Origin of the sequence: Arundinibacter roseus (assembly GCF_004348825.1) — a bacterium.
GTDB lineage: Bacteria > Bacteroidota > Bacteroidia > Cytophagales > Spirosomataceae > Arundinibacter > Arundinibacter roseus.
Window position 1 is genome coordinate 290,458 of sequence record NZ_SMJU01000006.1, and the last position, 19,542, is coordinate 309,999.

At 44.0% G+C, this 19,542-nt stretch carries 19 protein-coding genes and 1 tRNA gene; 11 read left to right on the forward strand and 9 right to left on the reverse strand.

All coding sequences use genetic code 11. The features are described 5' to 3' along the window. The first annotated feature begins 83 nt into the window (after window positions 1–83). The 9 genes from EZE20_RS11205 (at window position 84) to EZE20_RS11245 (ending at window position 8,293) form a co-directional block, all read left to right on the forward strand. The gene (locus tag EZE20_RS11205) at window positions 84–665 is read left to right on the forward strand and encodes an RNA polymerase sigma factor (RefSeq protein WP_132117570.1); all 582 of its coding nucleotides are present in this window, start codon (window positions 84–86) and stop codon (window positions 663–665) included. Between the two features lie 34 nt (window positions 666–699). Next, window positions 700–1,515, forward strand: a complete 816-nt coding sequence (locus EZE20_RS11210; protein ID WP_132117572.1) for an SDR family NAD(P)-dependent oxidoreductase — start codon at window positions 700–702, stop codon at window positions 1,513–1,515. 59 nt (window positions 1,516–1,574) lie between these two features. Next, the gene (locus EZE20_RS11215) at window positions 1,575–2,846 is read left to right on the forward strand and encodes a replication-associated recombination protein A (protein WP_132117574.1); all 1,272 of its coding nucleotides are present in this window, start codon (window positions 1,575–1,577) and stop codon (window positions 2,844–2,846) included. 255 nt (window positions 2,847–3,101) lie between these two features. Continuing rightward, window positions 3,102–4,424: a site-specific integrase gene (locus EZE20_RS11220; RefSeq protein WP_132117576.1), complete on the forward strand. Its 1,323-nt coding sequence runs from the start codon at window positions 3,102–3,104 to the stop codon at window positions 4,422–4,424. A gap of 331 nt (window positions 4,425–4,755) precedes the next feature. Then, the gene (locus tag EZE20_RS11225; RefSeq protein ID WP_132117578.1) at window positions 4,756–5,544 is read left to right on the forward strand and encodes a hypothetical protein; all 789 of its coding nucleotides are present in this window, start codon (window positions 4,756–4,758) and stop codon (window positions 5,542–5,544) included. A 232-nt stretch (window positions 5,545–5,776) separates the two neighbouring features. Then, window positions 5,777–6,031 (forward strand): MerR family transcriptional regulator, encoded by a 255-nt coding sequence (locus EZE20_RS11230; RefSeq protein ID WP_228713693.1) that lies wholly within the window; start codon window positions 5,777–5,779, stop codon window positions 6,029–6,031. Further along, window positions 6,031–6,432: a hypothetical protein gene (locus tag EZE20_RS11235; protein ID WP_132117582.1), complete on the forward strand. Its 402-nt coding sequence runs from the start codon at window positions 6,031–6,033 to the stop codon at window positions 6,430–6,432. Before EZE20_RS11230 ends, EZE20_RS11235 begins: the two co-directional genes overlap by 1 nt. 254 nt (window positions 6,433–6,686) lie before the next feature. Beyond that, on the forward strand, window positions 6,687–6,884 hold the full coding sequence (locus EZE20_RS11240) for a hypothetical protein (RefSeq protein WP_132117584.1): 198 nt from the start codon (window positions 6,687–6,689) through the stop codon (window positions 6,882–6,884). 626 nt (window positions 6,885–7,510) lie between these two features. Then, window positions 7,511–8,293, forward strand: coding sequence for a hypothetical protein (locus tag EZE20_RS11245; protein WP_132117586.1), 783 nt, complete (start codon window positions 7,511–7,513; stop codon window positions 8,291–8,293). 25 nt (window positions 8,294–8,318) lie between these two features. On the opposite strand, the gene EZE20_RS11250 is transcribed toward EZE20_RS11245, so the two are convergent. Both EZE20_RS11250 and EZE20_RS11255 read right to left on the reverse strand, forming a co-directional pair. Continuing rightward, window positions 8,319–8,390, reverse strand: a tRNA-Arg gene (locus EZE20_RS11250). Window positions 8,391–8,487: 97 nt separating this feature from the next. Further along, on the reverse strand, window positions 8,488–9,159 hold the full coding sequence (locus tag EZE20_RS11255) for an NUDIX hydrolase (RefSeq protein ID WP_132117588.1): 672 nt from the start codon (window positions 9,157–9,159) through the stop codon (window positions 8,488–8,490). A 77-nt stretch (window positions 9,160–9,236) separates the two neighbouring features. On the opposite strand from EZE20_RS11255, the gene EZE20_RS11260 reads away from it, so the two are divergent. Then, complete coding sequence (locus EZE20_RS11260; RefSeq protein ID WP_132117590.1) at window positions 9,237–9,719, forward strand: DUF2721 domain-containing protein; 483 nt, start codon at window positions 9,237–9,239, stop codon at window positions 9,717–9,719. Here the strand turns inward: EZE20_RS11260 and EZE20_RS11265 are convergent. The 7 genes from EZE20_RS11265 to EZE20_RS11295 all read right to left on the reverse strand — a co-directional run bounded on the left by EZE20_RS11265 (window position 9,716) and on the right by EZE20_RS11295 (window position 17,834). Continuing rightward, entirely contained in the window at window positions 9,716–10,408 is a 693-nt protein-coding gene (locus tag EZE20_RS11265) for a hypothetical protein (protein ID WP_132117592.1), read from the reverse strand. The two genes, EZE20_RS11260 and EZE20_RS11265, sit on opposite strands and share 4 nt — an antisense overlap. 94 nt (window positions 10,409–10,502) lie before the next feature. Continuing rightward, a complete protein-coding gene (gene glgB, locus EZE20_RS11270) occupies window positions 10,503–12,494 on the reverse strand; it encodes a 1,4-alpha-glucan branching protein GlgB (RefSeq protein ID WP_132117594.1) in 1,992 nt (663 codons plus the stop codon). An 81-nt stretch (window positions 12,495–12,575) separates the two neighbouring features. Continuing rightward, entirely contained in the window at window positions 12,576–14,048 is a 1,473-nt protein-coding gene (locus tag EZE20_RS11275; protein ID WP_132117596.1) for a putative maltokinase, read from the reverse strand. Between the two features lie 37 nt (window positions 14,049–14,085). Further along, window positions 14,086–15,306, reverse strand: coding sequence for a dipeptidase (locus EZE20_RS11280; RefSeq protein WP_228713695.1), 1,221 nt, complete (start codon window positions 15,304–15,306; stop codon window positions 14,086–14,088). 63 nt (window positions 15,307–15,369) lie between these two features. After that, window positions 15,370–15,573 carry a hypothetical protein gene (locus EZE20_RS24625; RefSeq protein ID WP_132117796.1) on the reverse strand — a complete coding sequence of 68 codons (204 nt, stop codon included), beginning with the start codon at window positions 15,571–15,573 and terminating at the stop codon, window positions 15,370–15,372. Window positions 15,574–15,593: 20 nt separating this feature from the next. After that, a complete protein-coding gene (locus tag EZE20_RS11290; RefSeq protein WP_132117598.1) occupies window positions 15,594–15,812 on the reverse strand; it encodes a hypothetical protein in 219 nt (72 codons plus the stop codon). Window positions 15,813–15,857: 45 nt separating this feature from the next. Beyond that, the gene (locus EZE20_RS11295; protein WP_132117600.1) at window positions 15,858–17,834 is read right to left on the reverse strand and encodes an alpha-1,4-glucan--maltose-1-phosphate maltosyltransferase; all 1,977 of its coding nucleotides are present in this window, start codon (window positions 17,832–17,834) and stop codon (window positions 15,858–15,860) included. A gap of 285 nt (window positions 17,835–18,119) precedes the next feature. On the opposite strand from EZE20_RS11295, the gene EZE20_RS11300 reads away from it, so the two are divergent. Further along, window positions 18,120–19,532, forward strand: a complete 1,413-nt coding sequence (locus EZE20_RS11300) for an alkaline phosphatase PhoX (RefSeq protein WP_132117602.1) — start codon at window positions 18,120–18,122, stop codon at window positions 19,530–19,532. Window positions 19,533–19,542: the final 10 nt, after the last annotated feature.

The following is a 19,542-nucleotide window of genomic DNA, read 5'->3' on the forward strand; positions in this document are numbered from 1 at the left end:
TTTTTATAAATATATTTACAAGTGTAAATTTGACCTTTATTCCTAAACACGTAAAAATTCCTTAACCATTCCTAACCTACCCAATGGCCTACGTTCGATATAAACAAGAAGAAGAGCTGCGTTACTGGAACCAGTTCAGAACTGGCGACGAAAACGCCTACGCCTGCCTGTATCAATCTTACGTTCACATTCTGTATCAGTATTGTTCTCAGTTTACGATCGACAAACCTTTGATTAAGGATTGCATTCATGATTTGTTTGTAGAACTCTGGAAAAACCGCAACACAATCGGTGACACTACGTCAGTACGGTTTTACCTGATGGCCTCCATCAAGCGTAAGCTCGTAAGGCATCTCAACGCGCTTCAAAAGCATACAAGCAATGAGGACATCCCGGTAGAATACTGGCACATTCATACGGCTTCTCATGAGCATAATCTAATTGCGGAAGAAGAGTTTGATACAACCAATCGCCACCTGAACAAAGCGATTAACCACCTGCCCCGCCGGCAACGGGAAGCCATTTTTCTGAAATTTTATATGAATATGAATAATCAGGAAATTGCAGATTTGATGAAAATTAATATTCAGTCCGTTTACAACCTGGTTTTTGGGGCATTGAGCAACCTCAAAAAAAACATGACACTTGAAAGGCTAACCCTTTGAAGTGTAAGCAAGTAGTCGTTCGTTTGGATAACAGTTGAAGATCAACAATTCTCATAGCATCATTACTGGCGCGGCCTCTGGAATAGGCCGCGCTTTTTTGTATGAGCTATGCAGCTACAAAAATTTGACGATTTTGGTGGCAGACATAGATGAGACGAGCTTGCAGGCAACATTACGCGCACTTCCTGAGAATTCGCATCGTTGGGTGCCCTTCACAGGCGATTTATCCCAAAAAGAACAAATTGATGCCTTGTTTGAAAAAGCCAAAAACGAACTGGGCACCGTGGACTTTATGGTGGCAAATGCTGGTTTTGCCTATTACGAATCTTTCAAGTATGAAGATTGGGGAAGAATGCAGAAAATCTTCGATTTGAACGTACTTTCACCGCTATACAGCCTTCAAAAGATGAAGACGCTGAATGGCCCAAAACCACATTATACCTTAATTACATCCTCGGCAATGGCCAAACTGGCAATTCCCGGCTATGCGCTGTATGGTGCCGGGAAGGCAGCGTTGGATCGTTTTCTGGATGCATATCGTTTTGAATCGCATGATTCAGGCAAAGTAGGAATGATTTATCCAATTGCTACCCGTACCAATTTTTTCCAGGAAGCAGTGGCAGACTCCGCGCAAAAACCCGTAGTTCCGTGGCCATCTCAAACCCCTGAACAGGTGGCCAAAGCCATGATACAGGGAATAGTACACGAAAAACGCCACATATATCCCTCACTTTTTCATCAGGTGACACGCTTTCCGCAGCAGCTGTACGAGTGGCTTCTGTATCCCTATCAGGCGTTTTATGCCCGTGAACTCAAAAAATGGGAGAGTCGTTTCCAAAATAGAAGATAATCGGATTGATCAAAAAAGCAGCGCCCGATGATTAACGTTGCACACCTACTGCCAAATGTATGAATCCTACGAGTATTCCTTTGCCGGAGCGGATGCGTCCCCGCTCTTTAAATGATTTTGTTGGTCAGGCAAAATTGGTCGGCCCAAACGGCCCCATTCGCCGGGCAATAGAAGCGAATGCGCTGCCTTCTTTGCTTTTGTGGGGGCCGCCGGGTGTGGGCAAAACGTCGCTCGCGTTATTGATTGCCGAACTCACCAAACGTCCTTTTCATAGTTTAAGCGCCATTAATTCGGGAGTGAAAGAACTAAGGGAGGTACTTTCCAAACCTATGGGACTTTTTTCTCCCATTTTATTTATTGATGAAATTCATCGGTATAATAAAAGTCAGCAGGATGCACTCCTTGGTGCCGTAGAAAAAGGGCAGATCACGCTCATAGGAGCAACTACCGAAAATCCATCTTTTGAGGTTAATTCCGCACTCCTCTCCCGCTGTCAGGTCTATATTCTGGAATCGTTGGGAGAAGAAGAGTTAAAATTACTGGTAGAACAAGCGCTTACAAAAGATAGTTTTTTGAGGAAAAAACACGTGCAGATTGCTTCGTATGATGCGCTCTTTCGGTTGTCGGGTGGCGACGGACGTAAGCTTCTTAATCTGCTTGAAATGGTGGTGTTGGGACAAGGCGAAGTGGAAAGCATTGCGATAACTGATGACCTTGTTACGCAGGTTGCCCAACAAACAACGGCGCGGTACGATAAGTCAGGCGAGCAACATTACGACATCATTTCGGCCTTCATCAAATCTATGCGCGGGAGCGATCCCAATGCAGCGTTGTACTGGCTGGCGAGGATGATTGTGGCTGGTGAAGATCCCATTTTTATAGCCCGACGTATGCTTATTCTGGCATCCGAAGATATTGGAAACGCCAATCCGACGGCTATGATTATGGCAAATGCCTGCCTGCAAGCCGTAAAAGTGATGGGCTATCCCGAATGCCGCATTATTCTTTCGCAGGTAGCCGTATATCTGGCAACTTCACCCAAAAGTAACGCATGTTACACGGCTATTGATGACGCGATAGCTTTGGCCGAAAAAACGGCACATTTGCCTGTTCCGCTTTCGCTACGAAACGCTCCTACCAAGCTAATGAAGCAAATTGGTTACGGAAAGGAGTATAAATATGCTCATGCCTTTGAAGGTAATTTTGCGGCCCAAAATTTTTTACCCGACGAGTTAAAAGGACAGGTGCTGTATCAACCCGGCAACAACGCCCGTGAGGAAGAACTTCGCAAGCGCCTGCGGCATTTGTGGGGCGATTGGTATGGGTATTGATAAAAGAAACGAGTCGCTGAATTTTTCAGCGACTCGTTTCTTTGTGTTTGTGCACCCGAAGGGATCCGAACATTGATTTTACTTGCAATACAGTTAAAGTAAATACTACTCATTATCAGTAATTTATCAGTTGTTCTTTCTATTCCGTTCTTTGAATAATACAGTAAAGGAAGAAAAAAACGTCCCCCCGAGCGTCCCCCGTTCAAATTTTGGTGTATATTTGGTCAATTGTTCGACTGAAAAAAATATACATCAATGGCCAACTTCACAAACAAGGCACGTTTTGTGCTCAAAGAGCCTAGTTCACAGGCACCAACTACAATCTATTTAATTTGCCGCGGTTGTACTCCCAGACTGAAATATTCGGCAGGGATTCAGATTTCACCTACTCATTGGGACGCATCCACCGAACGGCCAACCGTTGAAACAAAAGGTTTCGACCGGAACCTAAAACGCCAACTTAGCGAAATCACCCTGCACCTCAACAGGATGAGCGAATGTATCGACGGTATCAATTCCCGAATACTTACCGAACGGATTACCCCAACGCCCGAATTATTCAAATCTACACTGGATGAGCAATTCAGATCCAAGGCAGCAAAACCAGAAATCAAAAAACTTGATTTTTTTGAATGGGCTGAAGAATTTATTTCAAAAGTTGAAAGTGGGGAAATTACAATAGCCCGCAGCGGGAAAAAGTACTCAGAGAGCGCACCGAAAAACTACCGGAAAATTGTCAATCATTTGACAGAATTTCAAAAGGCTACCGGATTCAAGGTGACTTTTGATAGTATTGACCTGCACTTTTACCAAAAATTCATCAACTACCTCAACAGGCAAAGTAAGGCCACAAACACGATAGGAGACCTGATAAAGAATGTAAAGGTTTTGATGAGGCAAGCCATGAAACAAGGCATGCACACGAATACAGCATTTCAGGATCAGGATTTTATCAAGCCTACCGAAGAAGTAGAAAACATTTACCTGACCGAAGCTGAAGTCAACACAATTTATGCTCTAGACCTCAGCGGCCGGCCCGGACTTGATAGAGTACGCGATGTATTCATCATTGGCTGCGGCACTGGATTAAGATTTTCAGACCTCCACCAAATACAGAGAGAAAATATTTCTTCAGACGGGAATTTCATCACAATCAGGACTCAGAAAACCAATAAGCCCGTTTACATTCCCCTCAACCCGAAAGTGAAATCCATACTTGAAAAATACGATGGCACCATACCAAGGGTACTAACAAACCAACGAATGAACGATCATTTGAAGGATATAGCCAAACTTGCCAAACTTGATGAGTCCGTTTCCCTGACAATGACCCGAGGCGGGAAAAGGATCATTAAGACGCTCAAAAAATGGCAATTGGTAACAACCCACACCGCCCGGAGATCCTTTGCCACAAACGCATATTTGGCCGGGATACCGTCTATTGACATCATGCGTTTGACAGGCCACAAAACCGAAACCTCATTCATGAAATATATCAAAGTCAGTAACGAGGAATTGGCTATCAGAATGGCAACACACGAATTTTTCAAAGGCAGTGCATTAAAAATCGCTAACTAACTAAACCCCAAATACATATCATGAAATCAAACTTAAATCTACCCGACATTTCAGAAGTTTACCTTGAACTCATTCAGGCACTATCAACAGACGATTTTACAAACATTGGCGACATAGCCGAAGTAAGTTGGTGTCACTATGAATATTTTTTTTCATACCTAGGCCACTACCCGAGGGAGTTATGGTATCCGTCTTTTGTAAACTACATGGAAGGTGTAGCACTATCCAGAAATGAAAAATTTTTTTCATACATAGCTCATTTCCGTTCCTTAGAATTCCTCCAAATGATGTTAGGGGTTGAATCAAGAATGACTAATTTTTTTCAATAGGTATGAGCAATTTTGAAAATTCAAAGGAAGAAATTCAACAGTTCCCCGAATGGATAAAGACCCTGTTAGGTAGTTTTGAAAGGAAATTGAATCAGATTTTAATTGATGACAATCAGGCCATAAATCTGCTATTGAGTAGCTATCTATCAGTTTTTAAATCTGAAATTCACAATAGCCAAATGGTATATAAAGACACTTATTTGCAAAAACTTCATATAGCTGAACGTATTCAAAAAGTTGAAAAGGATCAGCTATTATTACTAAAGGGAATTCAGCAATCAAAATCTACACAGCGAAAAATTGAGCAGGAAATTAAAAATCTAACTGGCAATGTATCAGAAAATATGATTCTGCTCAAGGCTGAAAAGTTGCACGAGGTTCTCAATGAATTGATGTATGATTTTTACGAGGGTTTCAGAATCGAAATGAGTAACCCTAAACAAGCACCGAAAATAAAGAACAAAATAAGTTTTTTTCTTATACTCTGTTTTCTTGGAAAATTAAACTTTGTCAATGAGTTTAAGATCGATGGCTCTCGAGATGAGGAAACTATCGAGATGCTAAGAAATGCAGCTATTTGGGCAATGAAAAAATTTAATTATGAAACAAACCTTGATTCTCTTGAAACATACCTTTCAGATGTAAGGCCAAAATTTTATAGAAATATCCCAAACGCTACCGAAGTAGTTAGTTATCATTTCCCAGAAAGAATAGAGGAAATAAAGAGAATTGAAACTGAATTAAAATTAAAATATGAATCAACTAATACGGATAAGAAGATAAAACTATGAAACATCAAAAAATTCAAAAACTCTCATTCTTTCAAATATTGGTAGTGGTCGTGATTTACCTACTTATCATATCAATTTTGTAAAACGTGTTTTCTCCTTTTTTCTCCCAGATTACACAACCCTCACTTTTGCAACGTCCGGGACAAACTTCCCCCCGGACGTTGCAAACATGCTCACACAGCAAACAACGACTGTTTTAGTACAAATTGAACCTTCAGCACTGGAGGAACTGATGCGTCAGGCCGTAAGGTCTGAACTTGCTACTTACATTCCCCCGACTCCTTCAAAACCGATGCCCGACTTCCTTACTCGTAAAGAAGTGGCCACACTCTACCGGGTTTCACTTACTACCCTCAACGAATGGGATAAACAAGGTTTCCTACCTGACCGAATCAACGCCAACGGTAGAGTACTTTACAGCCGAGCCGATGTAATATCGACTTTGGAATCTATAAAAGGGATGAAGTACAAAAAACGGGTCTGCTGATGTATAACTACAAAAAACTGACCTACCAACTTGATCGGGGATCAGGTTGGTACAAACTCCAATTTGCTCCCGTCACTGCCTCAACATTGCCCGATGAATTGAAAGTTGAGGAACGTTTAATGCCCGGAATCAAAGCTGATATAATTGTTCACGGCAGGGAAAGAATAGCCAAAGAAATTGACCCAAAACGTCCGTGGAAATGGTTTACCGGACTACGGCCAACAAACCGAATTGGCTACCATTCAGGACATTTCCGTACCTCAACACGCTACAAAGGAATTTTCAAAAGACACTTTTGTTTATTCAAATTTTCGCCCAACTCTGACCAATTGACCCTATACTTTTTTGAAGGTTTGGAAAGGCCGTTTGGTGATGTAGAATCAATCATTAAATACTTGTGAAAAAATATTGTCAGACTGTTTTTTTTCAAAAATTGAATTTAGCCAAAGTTTAAACAACCTATGGTTACATTCAAAAAAAGGGTCTGGATTTTTTTGCAAACGCAAGGTGGTTTTACAGGCCCGAGGGAGTTATGAAAAAAGGGGTGTATAGGGTCACTTTTGACAGCCCTATTAATTGCGCGCGAGGGAATGGGCACAAATGCATAAGGTTTACTGGTATCCAAAAATCAATATTCACAATTAATTTATTTGACATGAAAAAGTCACGAAAGGAGTTGAGGAAAGTGCATAATAGTGAACACGATAAACTATGTAGAAATACACTTCAGGTAATAGCTGATTGGGAAAGGGACATGGAAGCATCCGAGCGAATTAGCAAGGAGTATACCACCGAACCAACGGAGTTTCCACCATTCGACGAAGAACCTTTTCCACCATTCACCACCGAATAAATCAGTCACACCAAACGATAAAGGCCACAAAAACGATTTGTGGCCTTTATTCTAATTGTTCGACTGGTACACAAGTGCACCAACAAATCAAAGGTACTACGATGTTTGACGGGATAAAAATATTGAATGCGGACGCTGACATTCAGAAACTTATGTATAGTTCCGTATTAGATTGGAACTCAGTCGTTAATGACGGGACAGGGGAAGTTGTAGGCCGTACTGCTGAATACAATAATTTGACCCTTACAATTAAAGAAGAAACATCTTTGGTAAAGGTTACAGGCTCATTACATAAATACGCCAATGCAGGCATACACAATGCCGATGACTTTACTCCGGAAAGATTAGCCGGTGTACTGGATAGCATTCAAAAACTAGGTATAGGCATAAATAGTGCTCTGAATAACTTAGAATTCGGTGTGAACATAGAAACACCATTTCCCCCGGCAAAGTTGTTAGAACGCCTAATTTGCCACCAAAGAAGGGAATTTACCAGACATGTCAGCAAAGGTTTTGAATACTATCAGTGCGAACATGAAAGACAGTTTGTAGTTAAAATTTACGACAAAGGAAGACAGTTTGGGTTGCGTTCAAACTTGTTACGATTTGAAATCAAGGTGCTCACCATGCAAGTATTACATAAAAAAGGAATTGGCATCTACACACTGTCAGACCTGCTAAACCAGAAACTTTACCCCAAAATCGGCAACCTGCTGATTCAATGTTTCAATGAAATACTTTTTGATGAACCAACCATTGACACTACCAACCTCAGCAAAAAAGATTCCGACCTACTGATTAATGGCAGGAACCACAAATTCTGGAGGCCGTTCAGTGAATCGAACTTTGAAACAAAACAGAAATACGACACCGCCCGAAAGATGAGGTATAGGCAGGAAAAAAGGTTCAGGCAGATGATTGATTCGAGTCCGACGGCTGAACGTCTGCACAAACTAGCTGCTGAATTGATTGCAACGAAATGGGAGATACTTTCTAACCCTATTGTCCCATTATTACACTATACCTTAAATGTAGAAATGGGACAATCCATCATTCCGACGGCAAAGGAATGCCCCATCACCGGAATAGATATTTCTGACCAAAAAGGCTCGAGCCGATACCTCAGCGAACGCACCCTAAAAAGTGATCCTGAACTACTGAAATCTTTACCCGTTACCATTGGTCAACAACGGAGACGAAAACACCACCACCCCGAAGAATACTATGTAGCCCACAACATCCGAAATGCCGCAAGTAATCCGAGGAACAGTATCAAAAGGAGAATTGAAAGAGCCGTAAAAAATACGCCACTATTCCAGGCTGATGAGGTAATACGATTGACCGACGAACAAAAGAAAATTCTTCAATCCGTCCCCTCAAACGTCCCCCGAAACAAAAAACCCCGCTAACTATCTGAAAGTCAGTGGGGAGTTGTGCACCCGAAGGGATTCGAACCCCTATCGTCGGTACCGGAAACCGAAATTCTATCCATTGAACTACGGGTGCTTGTATCGGGCTGCAAATATAGGTCTAATTTTAAAATTCAGGCAATAGTTTGTGCGAAGATTCCTATAAAAAATTTAGCTTTCTCGAAATCAACAACTTATAATTTTGCTAATAAATCCCAATCACCCTTTTCTTTTAAATACATGTAGTTTAGCAGAAGTCCGTTGCTATTGGTAATGAGCTGATGCCCTTCCACAAACGGCACAACATGCGTCGTGATTCGCTCGTGGTCAGAGACGACGCCCTGAGCCTGATTATGATACCGGGCAATTTCGGTGGCAGAAAGCTCCAATTCACAGTAAAAAAAATACATCGCTTCATCGCTCGTTCCGGTGGAAGGATAACACACACGATCCAAAAGCCTATGTAACTGACTTTGCTGTATCGCTATACCGGTTTCTTCCTGTACCTCCCGTGCTGCCACCGCTGCGGCGTCACTTTCACTATCAAGCATTCCCGCCGGGTGTTCAAAACTTAGCGATCCGTCGCAGATTCGCCTTTGCTTGACAAGTAAAAGGTATTTCTCCCGACTTTCGGTATCAATAAAGCAAACCAAAACAGAAACAACCTCTCCCTTCATGAAACAAATAGGTGGAATTTTGTCACCTTCCGGTGTGAGGGCATCGGTCATCAGTAAAGAAAAAAGCACTTCGCCTTGCTGATTTCGACGGGTAAAAACTTCTTCTATCTGATTGATAATTAATCCATTAGATTCTAATCTATTTTTCCAGAGCAAGTATTTATGCGAATCAATGAGTTTTTCGGTCATTTCTATGTTTGATAAATAGTCTCTGTTTATTCGGCAGTTTTGTTAACTGCCGAATGTCTTAATTAATTATCTACCTTATGGAATTAACGCTGAGTACACCTGCGCTGCTCTTCTCCACAGTTTCTTTACTGATGATCGCTTTTACCAACCGTTTTTTGGCAATTGCGAATTTAATCAGAGACCTGCATAAGCAATTTCAAATTAATCCGGAAGGAATCGTGGTGGCCCAAATAAAGAATCTGCACATGCGCTTACGGCTCATTCGGACTATTCAGGCGCTTGCTGTTTTGAGCCTTCTTTTGAGCGCAATTTGCATGCTTGTTTTGTTGTATGAGCAAACGGTTTCGGCCCGGATACTTTTTATCGGTGCGTTGGTTTTGCAGATCACGGCGCTTGGCTTATCAGTCATCGAAATATCAGTTTCAATTAAAGCGCTTCAATTTGAGCTCAATGATATGGAAGAAGCGCTTGGCAAACGGCGTTTTGATATTTTCAATATTCTTTCTAAACCAGAGCCAATCCCTGATAAAAAAGAATCCAATCCTTCTGCAAACGACTAGTTATACAACGGGAAAGCAGCGGAGATGTACGGCATCTGATAACCAAAAGAGAAACGTCTTTGTCCGTTATTCAGCGCATTATCGGCACGGTAGGCAACACGGCCCACTACATAGCCCAACTTTATACCAACCCGCTGAGTTACCCAAATTCTCAGGAACGCTTCTGTCTGACCATTGTTAGCCTGATACAATGCCGGAATAGCATTCAAATTTGTAGGCGCAATTCCAATTTCTGTCCCGTTCAGGGCCTGAATTGAATCAGGTGCCGTCAATGGATTTCCAAGGGAATACAGGGCATTTCTGCGCTTTCCAAAGGCGATTCCAAACAAATCGGTATTGACGCCAAGATCAACCCGCTGAGCGAGGTGAAAATTTACGCCAACCATAAAGTTAGCACCAACGGCTGTCACCCGGCTTAGGCTCATGACGTCATCCCGTGAAGTACCTGAGGGGGCGGTCAGTGAGCCATCATTTCCAAAATAGGACCAAACCCGCATGCCTGCACTGATTTGAAACCATGGTAAATTTCTAGGTGAAATTGCCTGATAGTATAGCAACGACGGGGCAAATTCATTGGTCGCAAATCCAGTGCCTACATCAACACCAGATGTTACCCGGGAAATACGCTGAGCCCAGGCAGATGAGCCAAGACAGGAAAAGAGCAGTGCGGCAAAAAGTAGTTTCTTCATGACTAGTATGTGAATTATTTTCAGGACAAAGGTATAAAAAAGGCAAAAAAATAAGGCCGATTGTTTATAAACCGGCCTTATTGTAGGGAACAAATTAGATTTTTTTAAGAACGATCGCTCCAAGCGGTGGCAAACTAACCTGAATAGACTGTGGTTTTCCATGCCACTGTTTGTTGTCTGTTTGCAGCGGTGCCGGGTTTTCGATCCCGCTACCACCAAAGTCGTGCGAATCAGAATTGAAAATTTCTTTCCAGCTACCTTCTGACAAAACCCCTACCCGATAGCCTGAGCGGGGAATTGGTGTCAGGTTCAGCACGATGACCACATTTTGGCTTGGATCTAGACCTTTTCGGGCATAAATCAGCACTGAATTTTCGCGATCCTGCGTATCAATCCACTCAAATCCCTGAGGAGAAAAACTATAATCAAACAAAGCTGCTTCTGTGCGATACAGGCTGTTCAGTGATTTAACGCAGTTTTTGATACCCTGATGCTGTGGAGAATCAAGTAGGTGCCAATCCAGACTTTTCTCAAAATTCCATTCGGAAGGTTGTCCAAACTCACACCCCATAAACATCAACTTAGTGCCGGGATGCGTAAACATATAGCTATAAAGTAAGCGAAGATTAGCAAAGCGCTGCCAGGCATCGCCGGGCATTTTGTTGATCATCGAGCCTTTGCCATATACTACTTCATCGTGCGAAAACGGCAGCATGTAGTTTTCAGAAAAAGCATACACCAAACTGAACGTCAGTTGATCCTGATGCCATTTTCTGAACGACGGATCTTTTTCAAAATATTTGATGGTATCATTCATCCAGCCCATCATCCATTTCATGCCAAAGCCCAGGCCACCCACAAACACCGGACGAGACACTCCCGGGAATGCAGTAGATTCTTCGGCAATCGTTTGAATATCAGGAAATTCTTTATATGCTGCTTCGTTCATTTCGCGCAGCAAAGAAATTGCTTCCAGGTTCTCGCGTCCACCAAACTCATTGGGAATCCACTCGCCATGCTTTCTTGAATAATCCAGATACAACATTGAGGCCACCGCATCTACACGCAGGCCGTCGGTATGATAGCGATCCAGCCAGAAGATAGCGTTGCTGATCAGAAAGGAGCGTACTTCATTCCGACCATAATTGAAAATATAGCTTTTCCAGTCGGGGTGGTAGCCTTTTCGGGGATCTTCATGCTCATAAAGCGAGGTTCCATCAAATCGGAATAAACCATGGGCATCGCCCGGAAAATGCGACGGTACCCAATCGAGATATACGCCTATACCGGCCTGATGCAACCTGTCGATCAGTGACATCAGTTCCTGAGGTGTTCCCAGGCGGGAGGCCACCGAAAAATAGCCAGTGATCTGATATCCCCACGAAGGCGGGTAGGGATGCTCCATAATGGGCATAAACTCCACATGCGTGTAACCCATTTCCTGAATGTAAGGGATTAGCGCATCCCCAATTTCATGGTAAGTAAGGTACCTTTCCGGATCGGACGGATCGCGGCGCCACGAGCCCAGGTGCATTTCGTACACCGAATGTGGAGCATTTAGCTTGTTGACATCTTTACGTTTGGCCATCCAGTCGGCATCCTGCCATTCGTACCAGGTGTCCCACACCACCGAAGCAGTTTTTGGAGCTACTTCGCACCAAAGCGCAAAGGGATCTGATTTTTCAAGCTGCTGACCTGTGTTGGAAATTATAAAATACTTATACAATTCACCACGACCGATATTGGGTATCCATCCTTCCCAGATTCCGGATCCATCCCAGCGAGGAAAAAGTGGATGAGCGTCGCGGTTCCAGCCGTTAAAATTCCCGATAACTGATACCGAACCGGCATTCGGCGCCCAAACAGCAAAGTAGGTACCAACCACGCCCTTATGCTCCATGACATGAGAACCCAGTTTTTCATACAATTTGAAATGCTTTCCTTCTTTAAAAAGGAATATATCAAACTCAGAAAAACGGCTGATACTTTCTATGGCATTCAAAGCGAGGGATTCTGTAACAGGCTCCTGCTTTTCTGGTTCGATTTGTTTCTTCCCGGCGGTTGTCTTCGTGGTATTTTTTGCCATTTTGTATCCTTATGATAATTAATTGTATTTATTCTCTTGCCAAAGTAAACATCTTTTTAGATGTACGCCAACATTGGCTCCTTATCCATGCATTTTTTCGATTTCCCGAATCACGTCGGCAATACCTTTCAATGGAATTTTGACCCAATCGGGCCGATAGCTTAACTCGTACCCCAATTCATACACCGCTTTTTCGAGCAGATAATACAACAAAAGGGAGTTGATTTCATTTTGATCCTTAAACAAAGGATGCGGCCAGCCCAAAGCCTCCATGTAGGCATCCAGGTATGTTTCTTTCATCAATCGGTACCAGCGGTCTGTTACAACCAAAAGTTTTTCAGGGCTGATGTGGCGCGTTTCATCACTTGTAAAGACCTTGGATGATACAGCGTAATGGTAACTGCGGATCATTCCAGCGACATCTTTCAACGGCGAGTGTTTGATTTTACGATCCTGAATAGAAGCCTCCGGTTCTCCTTCAAAATCAATCAGGATAAAATCATGATCAGCGCTCAGCACCTGTCCCAGGTGATAATCTCCATGAATCCGAATTCGGAGTGAATCAAGCGGCTGTTTCAATAAATCCTCCGAAAACTCATCGATGAGTTCCTTAGCTTCCATAAACTTCCAGGCCAGGCGTTTGGTTGGCTCGTCAAGGCTTAGGTATTTGTCAATCAGCAGCGTGTAGCGACTATTCAGCAAATGAGACAAACGCTGTTGCAAAAAACGGCGGTAGCCTTCGGTAAAGGGTTCAGGTGAAAAATTAACCTCAGCCTGTGGATTATATAGTGCAGCGTGCATCTCGGCAGTTCGCTTGCCCAAAAGAGCCACTTGTTCAAAAACATTTTCCTGAATCGTAAAAACTGCATTTGGAACGGCGTACAAAAACTCGTTGAGGTAGTCGCCCGTCAGGCTCCAGTTGTCCATCCGTGCTTCCACTTTTCCCTGCATCATGCCCAGGGTAATATCCGTTGCCCCGGCCCGGCGCCAGGTCATGCTGCCACAAAAAGGAGGAATCTGCGTGAAGTCCGAGTTTTCGGTAATAAACTGTACCATTTCTACTTCCGGGTTAGTTTCCCGAAATAATTTTCGATACAATTTAAAGAAATATTTCTCCCCAAAAACTAAGGCAGAGTTGCTGCTGTCAACAGCCAAAACCCGACTTGATATATGCTCAGGAACATCCTGAATTTGCAATCCTTTACCCGTCGTGAACGTCAGAGCTTCGTCCTTATCGCCATGAAAAACCCTGGAATACAGCACATTTCGGAAAGAATCAGTATAAATTGCATCAACTAATAACCCTTTTTCCGTTTCAGTAATAAGCGTCTGCTCTGCTGGGTTGTCGGGCAGTTTTTCTACCAAAGCCACCGGTAATTGATACGTTTCTTTGTCACCTTCTTCGTAGGCTACTTCCAAAATCCAGATCCAGGCATCTCCTACCGGAATCTCGTGTTTTACCATACAGGACTCAACCTGCCGGGCTTTTCCGGCAAACCACCGGCATTTTTTTAGATAGTCAAGCAGAACAGGAGTTGAAAGTGACGCAATCATAAAATATATTTTTGTTGAGTAAATGGTCCATTTTTACTTACATTTTCTGGGCAATTTTTTCGACCTCCGTCAAAACCCGCATCACATTTTCGCCCCATATTTTGCGAATATCTTTGGCCGAATACCCCCGGCGTACCAGTTCTTCGGTGATACTTCCAATTTCTGAAACATCCCGACACCCCTGTACCAGTCCACCTCCATCCATATCCATGCCAATGCCTACGTGGTCGACCCCTACGAGCTTTATGACATGCTCGATATGATTAACGGCTTCGGCCACGGTAGGGACATCTTTAGCGTATTTCTCGCGCATTGCTTTCATTTCTTCCCGAAGTGCCAGTTTATCCGCTTCTGATAAGTCAACCTGCCGCATTTTCAGCCGGATGGCTTTCATGGAAAGTTCCTGCTGCTCAGAGGGTTTTTTAACAAAAGAAGGAACAAAATTAATCTGAATAACCCCTCCGTTTTTGGCCAACGCCCTGATCATGTCGTCGGTCATATTGCGGGGATGATCGCACAAGGCCCGGCAGGAAGAGTGAGAAGCAATCGCAGGTGCTTTGGTCAGACGCATGACATCATAAAAAGTTGAATCTGACACGTGAGAAATATCCACCATGATTCCCAGGCGATTCATTTCCTGCACGACTTCTTCTCCAAAAGCGCTCAACCCGTTGTATTCCGGCCCATCGGGGTCAGTCGATGAGTCACAAATATCGTTATTGGCCGAGTGAGAAAGGGTTATGTACCGAAGGCCAAGGTCATAGTATTGTTTGAGATTGGCCAGATCATTGCCAACCGGCCAGCCATTTTCCATCCCAAAATACACAGCTCGTTTGCCTTGTTTTTGCAATTCATACCCATCTTTGGCGGTAGTGGCAATTCCGGCTATGTCAGGATTATCGCGCACAGCCTGATGAATTTTATCAAAAATAGCCAGTGCCCGCTGTTTTGCCTCCGCCGTTGCTTCTGCACTTCGCATACCCTGCCCCAGATACACCGCAAAAAACATCGCATCCATTCCGCCCTTTTTCATGCGGGGAAAATCAATCTGCGAACCATCCGTTTCATAGTCATGCTCCTGCGCCACATCAAACCCTTCTTTCATCATATTGATGGGCACATCGGCATGTGTGTCAACGGTAAACGCCTCCGCATGAATTTTAGCCGCTTTTTGTTTTTGTTTGTCCGTAAGAGGCTGCGCCATTGCAACGGCTACACAACCTGTTAGGAAGAAAGTCATTAGGCACCGTGTAATCATAGAATAGAGTTTGGAGAGGGGTTGCCTCTATGTGGAAAAATAAACTACATCTGTGCGGCCAGACTATCTTAATTTCTGAAAATGAAATTCGTTATCAGTTGTATCGGTCAAAACTTCAATTTTTCTGTCAGTTTGGTAGAAAATAGCTAATTCTCGAAGTCTATTCATTACAACTTCTGCTTTCGTTTTGAAATTTATGTATTTAGAAAACTTGTCCCTGTTCAACACCTCTACATACTCAGCAAAAACTTCTTCTGAAAGACAAATTTTGACTTTTTCAGTTAGCCCTAATTTGCATCTCTTACTGCTTTGATTTCAGCGTTTATTTCGTCCATTGTCATTTTGGAAAGTCCAACCTGTTCGGCTATTTCGTTGCATTCCAATAATGCTTTGCGTGCATATTCACGGCTTATTGCTTCTATCAAGTCAGTAAATTTGATTTCCCCACTCCCCAAATTATACTTTTGGAAGTCGGTTTCGCTTACTTTTATCTGAACTGTTCGCATATTCTTATTTGTTTGATTTTCTGTTACCACAATTTCAAGCAACAACTAAATATCTTCAATCCTAAACAAATGAAAAGGTAAAATACCAGGGTTGAGCTCCACGTAATTCCACTCTCCTTTCCAGGTATACATTGCTCCTGTCACGAGGTCGTGCACCCGATAATCTTCCCCGGCTGTTTTCTTGATTAGGTGCAAAGGTACCTGCACCCACCCTGCCTGAGTGGTATACCCATCGAGATTTACGACACAAAGCAGGCGGTTTCCGTTGGCGTGAATTTTAGTGTAAGCTACTAAATTCTCATTTTCTATGGAACAGAAGTGAATATTGTTTGTGTATTGCAGCGCGGTATTTTCCTTTCGGATGGCATTAATCATCCGAATCAGGTAGGTTAACTTAGTTTCGTGGCTCCAATCCCAAAGCTTAATTTCATATTTTTCCGAATTCAGATATTCTTCTTTTCCGGGAAAGGCCTCATGCACCATAAATTCGTAGGTAGGACCAAAAATACCATAGTTGGAGGAAAGCGTTGCAGCCATAAAATACCGGCTCAGAAAATACGCCTCATGACCACTTTGCAACAAATACGGGTTTATATCGTGCGTATTGGGCCAAAAGTTGGGTCGGAAATAATCCTTCATTTCCGTTTGGGTCAGCTCGGTCATGTACTCAATGAGTTCCTGTTTGGTATTTCGCCAGGTGTAGTAGGTATACGACTGCGTGAAGCCAACTTTGGCCAATTGCCGCATAACTTTGGGGCGGGTAAACGCTTCCGAAAGAAAGATCATATCGGGATATTGTACCTTAACCTCAGCAATGACCCATTCCCAAAATGAAAATGCTTTGGTATGCGGATTGTCCACCCGAATCATACGAATGCCCCACTCGGCCCACAGGAGCAAAATCCGGCGCATTTCGAGCCACAGCGCCTGCCAGTTTTCACTTTCAAAGTTGATGGGGTAAATATCCTGATACTTTTTGGGCGGGTTTTCTGCATACTGAATGCTGCCATCCGGGCGAATTTTGAACCACTCGGGGTGGTCTTTCACCCAGGGATGATCCGGCGAACACTGAATGGCCAAATCCATGGCAACCTCCATCCCATGCAGCTGAGCGGCAGCGATAAGCGCCTGAAAATCTTCCAAAGTTCCCAAATCAGGATTGATGGCATCATGCCCGCCCAACTCACTACCAATAGCGTAAGGAACGCCGGGATCAGTTGGTTCCGATTTGACCGAGTTGTTTTTTCCTTTTCTGAATTGATGTCCGATTGGATGAATCGGCGGAACATAGAGTACATCAAATCCCAAATCGGCAATGCGGGGAAGCAGCTCAATCTGATCCCGGAAGGTACCGTGGGTGTTGGGTTGTTTGGAAGCTGAGCGTGGAAACATGCTGTACCAGGCGCTAAACCCTGCCCGTTGACGGTCTACATACAGGGGCATTTCGCGATAGCGGGTTGGATACTGCCGCTCGGGGTAACGATGCAGCCATTCAGTAATCCGAAAACTTGTTGCCAACGTACAGGCATCATCATGACGATGCTCATCGCGCAGAAGCCGGATCGCATCCTCAATCAACGGTTTGTCTTCGGCAGAAGCCTTATCCAGCATTCCTTCCAGAAACTGCGCACCCATCAAAAGTTCCAGCGGAACGCGTTGTCCATCCTTAATTTTCAGCGCCGTTTCGTGCTGCCAGGTATCTATATGGTCTACCCATGCTTCAATGGTATAGCGATAATGCCCTGGTTTTTCTACCACAAAATCCGCTTCGTAGCGGTCGTTGGTCAGCAGCGTCATGCCAATTTCTGACCATTCTGAGTCTGTGGAATGTTTGTAAAGCAGGCGGGCGGCTACGTGGTCGTGGCCATCGCCAAATATATCGGCTTCCAGGTGAATGCTATCGCCGGGGATGGCTTTTACGGCAAATCGGCCTTCGTTTATTTCGGGAGTTACATGTTCAATAACCACCCGGCGGCGGCCTTCGGTTGTGGTCGGAATCAGGTTTTTTGCGGTCTTTGCCATAGGAGCACTTTTCAGGATCATAGGTTTCTTTTCTTGTGGGCAAATTAAGAATTTTATATGGGCCAACGAGCAGCATCCACATTTTTTATCCCCCACGTGGGGAGTGTTTCAACTTCTTTTTCAAAAAATCACGCCCGTTCTACCCAAAATGCCCCGATGTTACCAAACTATTACTTTTTAAATTTCGGGTAGTCCAATTGCCTTTTTTCCAAGTATTTTGTGTCAATAACGTGCTTACTTTCCTGGATTAAACTTTTCCTGACAATTCATCATTTCTTCAAAAATATGCTTACAACATCTTCAAAATCATCACGCCGCGATTTTCTTTCGCTGGCAGGAAGCGCCTCGCTGGGTTTTCTGGGTTTGTATCAGTTTGTGCATACTCCTTTGCAGGCGGCGGGTTTTTCCCAAAGACCCGGCATGGGCTATGGCCCGCTACTTCCTGACCCAAAAGGGATTCTTAATTTACCCAAAGGATTCACGTATGACATAATTTCCAGCAAAGGCGACCTCATGAGTGATGGATTTTATGTACCGGGAGCTGCCGATGGCATGGCTACTTTTAGGGGTCCAAAAGGCAAAACTATCCTGATCCGCAATCACGAAATGAGCCCTGACCCAACCAAAGGAGGCGCTTTTGGGAAAAATAATGAGCTGTTCAGTAAAGTGAAAAAGGAATTGCTGTACGATGCCGGGAAAGGGCAAAAACCAGAGCTTGGCGGCACTACGACACTCGTCTACGATCATGCTAGCGGAAAAGTTGAAAAGCAGTTTTTGAGCCTTGCCGGAACTTCCCGCAACTGCGCCGGTGGCCCTACACCCTGGAATTCGTGGATTACCTGCGAGGAAACTACGATTGTGCCCAAAGATGACAACTTTTGTGAAAAAGAACACGGGTATAACTTTGAAGTACCCGCTACCACCAAAATCCAATTGAATCAGGCCGTCCCGCTCAAAGAAATGGGGCGAATGAACCACGAAGCTGTGGCCGTCGACCCCCGAACGGGCATTGTGTACCTGACCGAAGATGCAGGCGATAGTCTGATATACCGCTACATTCCGAACGTTCCCGGCAAGCTTCACAAGGGCGGAAAATTACAGGCTTTGAAAATCAGGGGACATGCCTCGCAGGATACCCGAAACTGGAAAACTCTGAAAACGCCCGTCTTTCCTGTGAATACAAAATTTGACGTCGAATGGATTGATATTCAGGATGTGGAGTCACCTAAAAATAACCTTCGGTATCAGGGCTTCGACAAAGGTGCCGCCCGATTTGCCCGCGGCGAAGGTATGTGGTATGGTACCAATGAAATTTACTTTGCCTGCACAAACGGCGGCAATGCCGGGGCCGGACAGGTGTTTCGGTATATTCCCAGTGCACAGGAAGGAACCGCTCAGGAAACTCAGGCGCCCGGCACGCTCGAACTTTTTGTGGAACCAAACGACCGCGACATTGTCAAAAACTGCGACAATCTGACCGTCGCGCCATGGGGCGATGTCATGCTCTGCGAAGATCATCCGCATCCGTTTGTGGTCGGAGTTACGGCCAAAGGCGAGTTTTATAAACTAGCCGAAAACGTAGGCTACGAGTCAGAGTTTGCCGGAGGCGTATTTTCCCCGGATGGCAGCACCTATTTTGTCAATATTCAGGGCCCCGGCCTTACGATCGCGATTCGTGGTCCATGGCGAACGATCTGACCTGGACTTT

What these genes read in the sequence shown, in the direction of transcription:
- EZE20_RS11205 (WP_132117570.1), top strand. Translation starts at nt 84, where the DNA reads ATGGCCTACGTTCGATATAAACAAGAAGAAGAGCTGCGTTACTGGAAC.
- EZE20_RS11215 (WP_132117574.1), top strand. Translation starts at nt 1,575, where the DNA reads ATGAATCCTACGAGTATTCCTTTGCCGGAGCGGATGCGTCCCCGCTCT.
- EZE20_RS11220 (WP_132117576.1), top strand. Translation starts at nt 3,102, where the DNA reads ATGGCCAACTTCACAAACAAGGCACGTTTTGTGCTCAAAGAGCCTAGT.
- EZE20_RS11225 (WP_132117578.1), top strand. Translation starts at nt 4,756, where the DNA reads ATGAGCAATTTTGAAAATTCAAAGGAAGAAATTCAACAGTTCCCCGAA.
- EZE20_RS11230 (WP_228713693.1), top strand. Translation starts at nt 5,777, where the DNA reads ATGCGTCAGGCCGTAAGGTCTGAACTTGCTACTTACATTCCCCCGACT.
- EZE20_RS11235 (WP_132117582.1), top strand. Translation starts at nt 6,031, where the DNA reads ATGTATAACTACAAAAAACTGACCTACCAACTTGATCGGGGATCAGGT.
- EZE20_RS11240 (WP_132117584.1), top strand. Translation starts at nt 6,687, where the DNA reads ATGAAAAAGTCACGAAAGGAGTTGAGGAAAGTGCATAATAGTGAACAC.
- EZE20_RS11245 (WP_132117586.1), top strand. Translation starts at nt 7,511, where the DNA reads ATGCAAGTATTACATAAAAAAGGAATTGGCATCTACACACTGTCAGAC.
- EZE20_RS11255 (WP_132117588.1), bottom strand. Translation starts at nt 9,159, where the DNA reads ATGACCGAAAAACTCATTGATTCGCATAAATACTTGCTCTGGAAAAAT.
- EZE20_RS11260 (WP_132117590.1), top strand. Translation starts at nt 9,237, where the DNA reads ATGGAATTAACGCTGAGTACACCTGCGCTGCTCTTCTCCACAGTTTCT.
- EZE20_RS11265 (WP_132117592.1), bottom strand. Translation starts at nt 10,408, where the DNA reads ATGAAGAAACTACTTTTTGCCGCACTGCTCTTTTCCTGTCTTGGCTCA.
- glgB (WP_132117594.1), bottom strand. Translation starts at nt 12,494, where the DNA reads ATGGCAAAAAATACCACGAAGACAACCGCCGGGAAGAAACAAATCGAA.
- EZE20_RS11275 (WP_132117596.1), bottom strand. Translation starts at nt 14,048, where the DNA reads ATGATTGCGTCACTTTCAACTCCTGTTCTGCTTGACTATCTAAAAAAA.
- EZE20_RS11280 (WP_228713695.1), bottom strand. Translation starts at nt 15,306, where the DNA reads ATGATTACACGGTGCCTAATGACTTTCTTCCTAACAGGTTGTGTAGCC.
- EZE20_RS11290 (WP_132117598.1), bottom strand. Translation starts at nt 15,812, where the DNA reads ATGCGAACAGTTCAGATAAAAGTAAGCGAAACCGACTTCCAAAAGTAT.
- EZE20_RS11295 (WP_132117600.1), bottom strand. Translation starts at nt 17,834, where the DNA reads ATGGCAAAGACCGCAAAAAACCTGATTCCGACCACAACCGAAGGCCGC.
- EZE20_RS11300 (WP_132117602.1), top strand. Translation starts at nt 18,120, where the DNA reads ATGCTTACAACATCTTCAAAATCATCACGCCGCGATTTTCTTTCGCTG.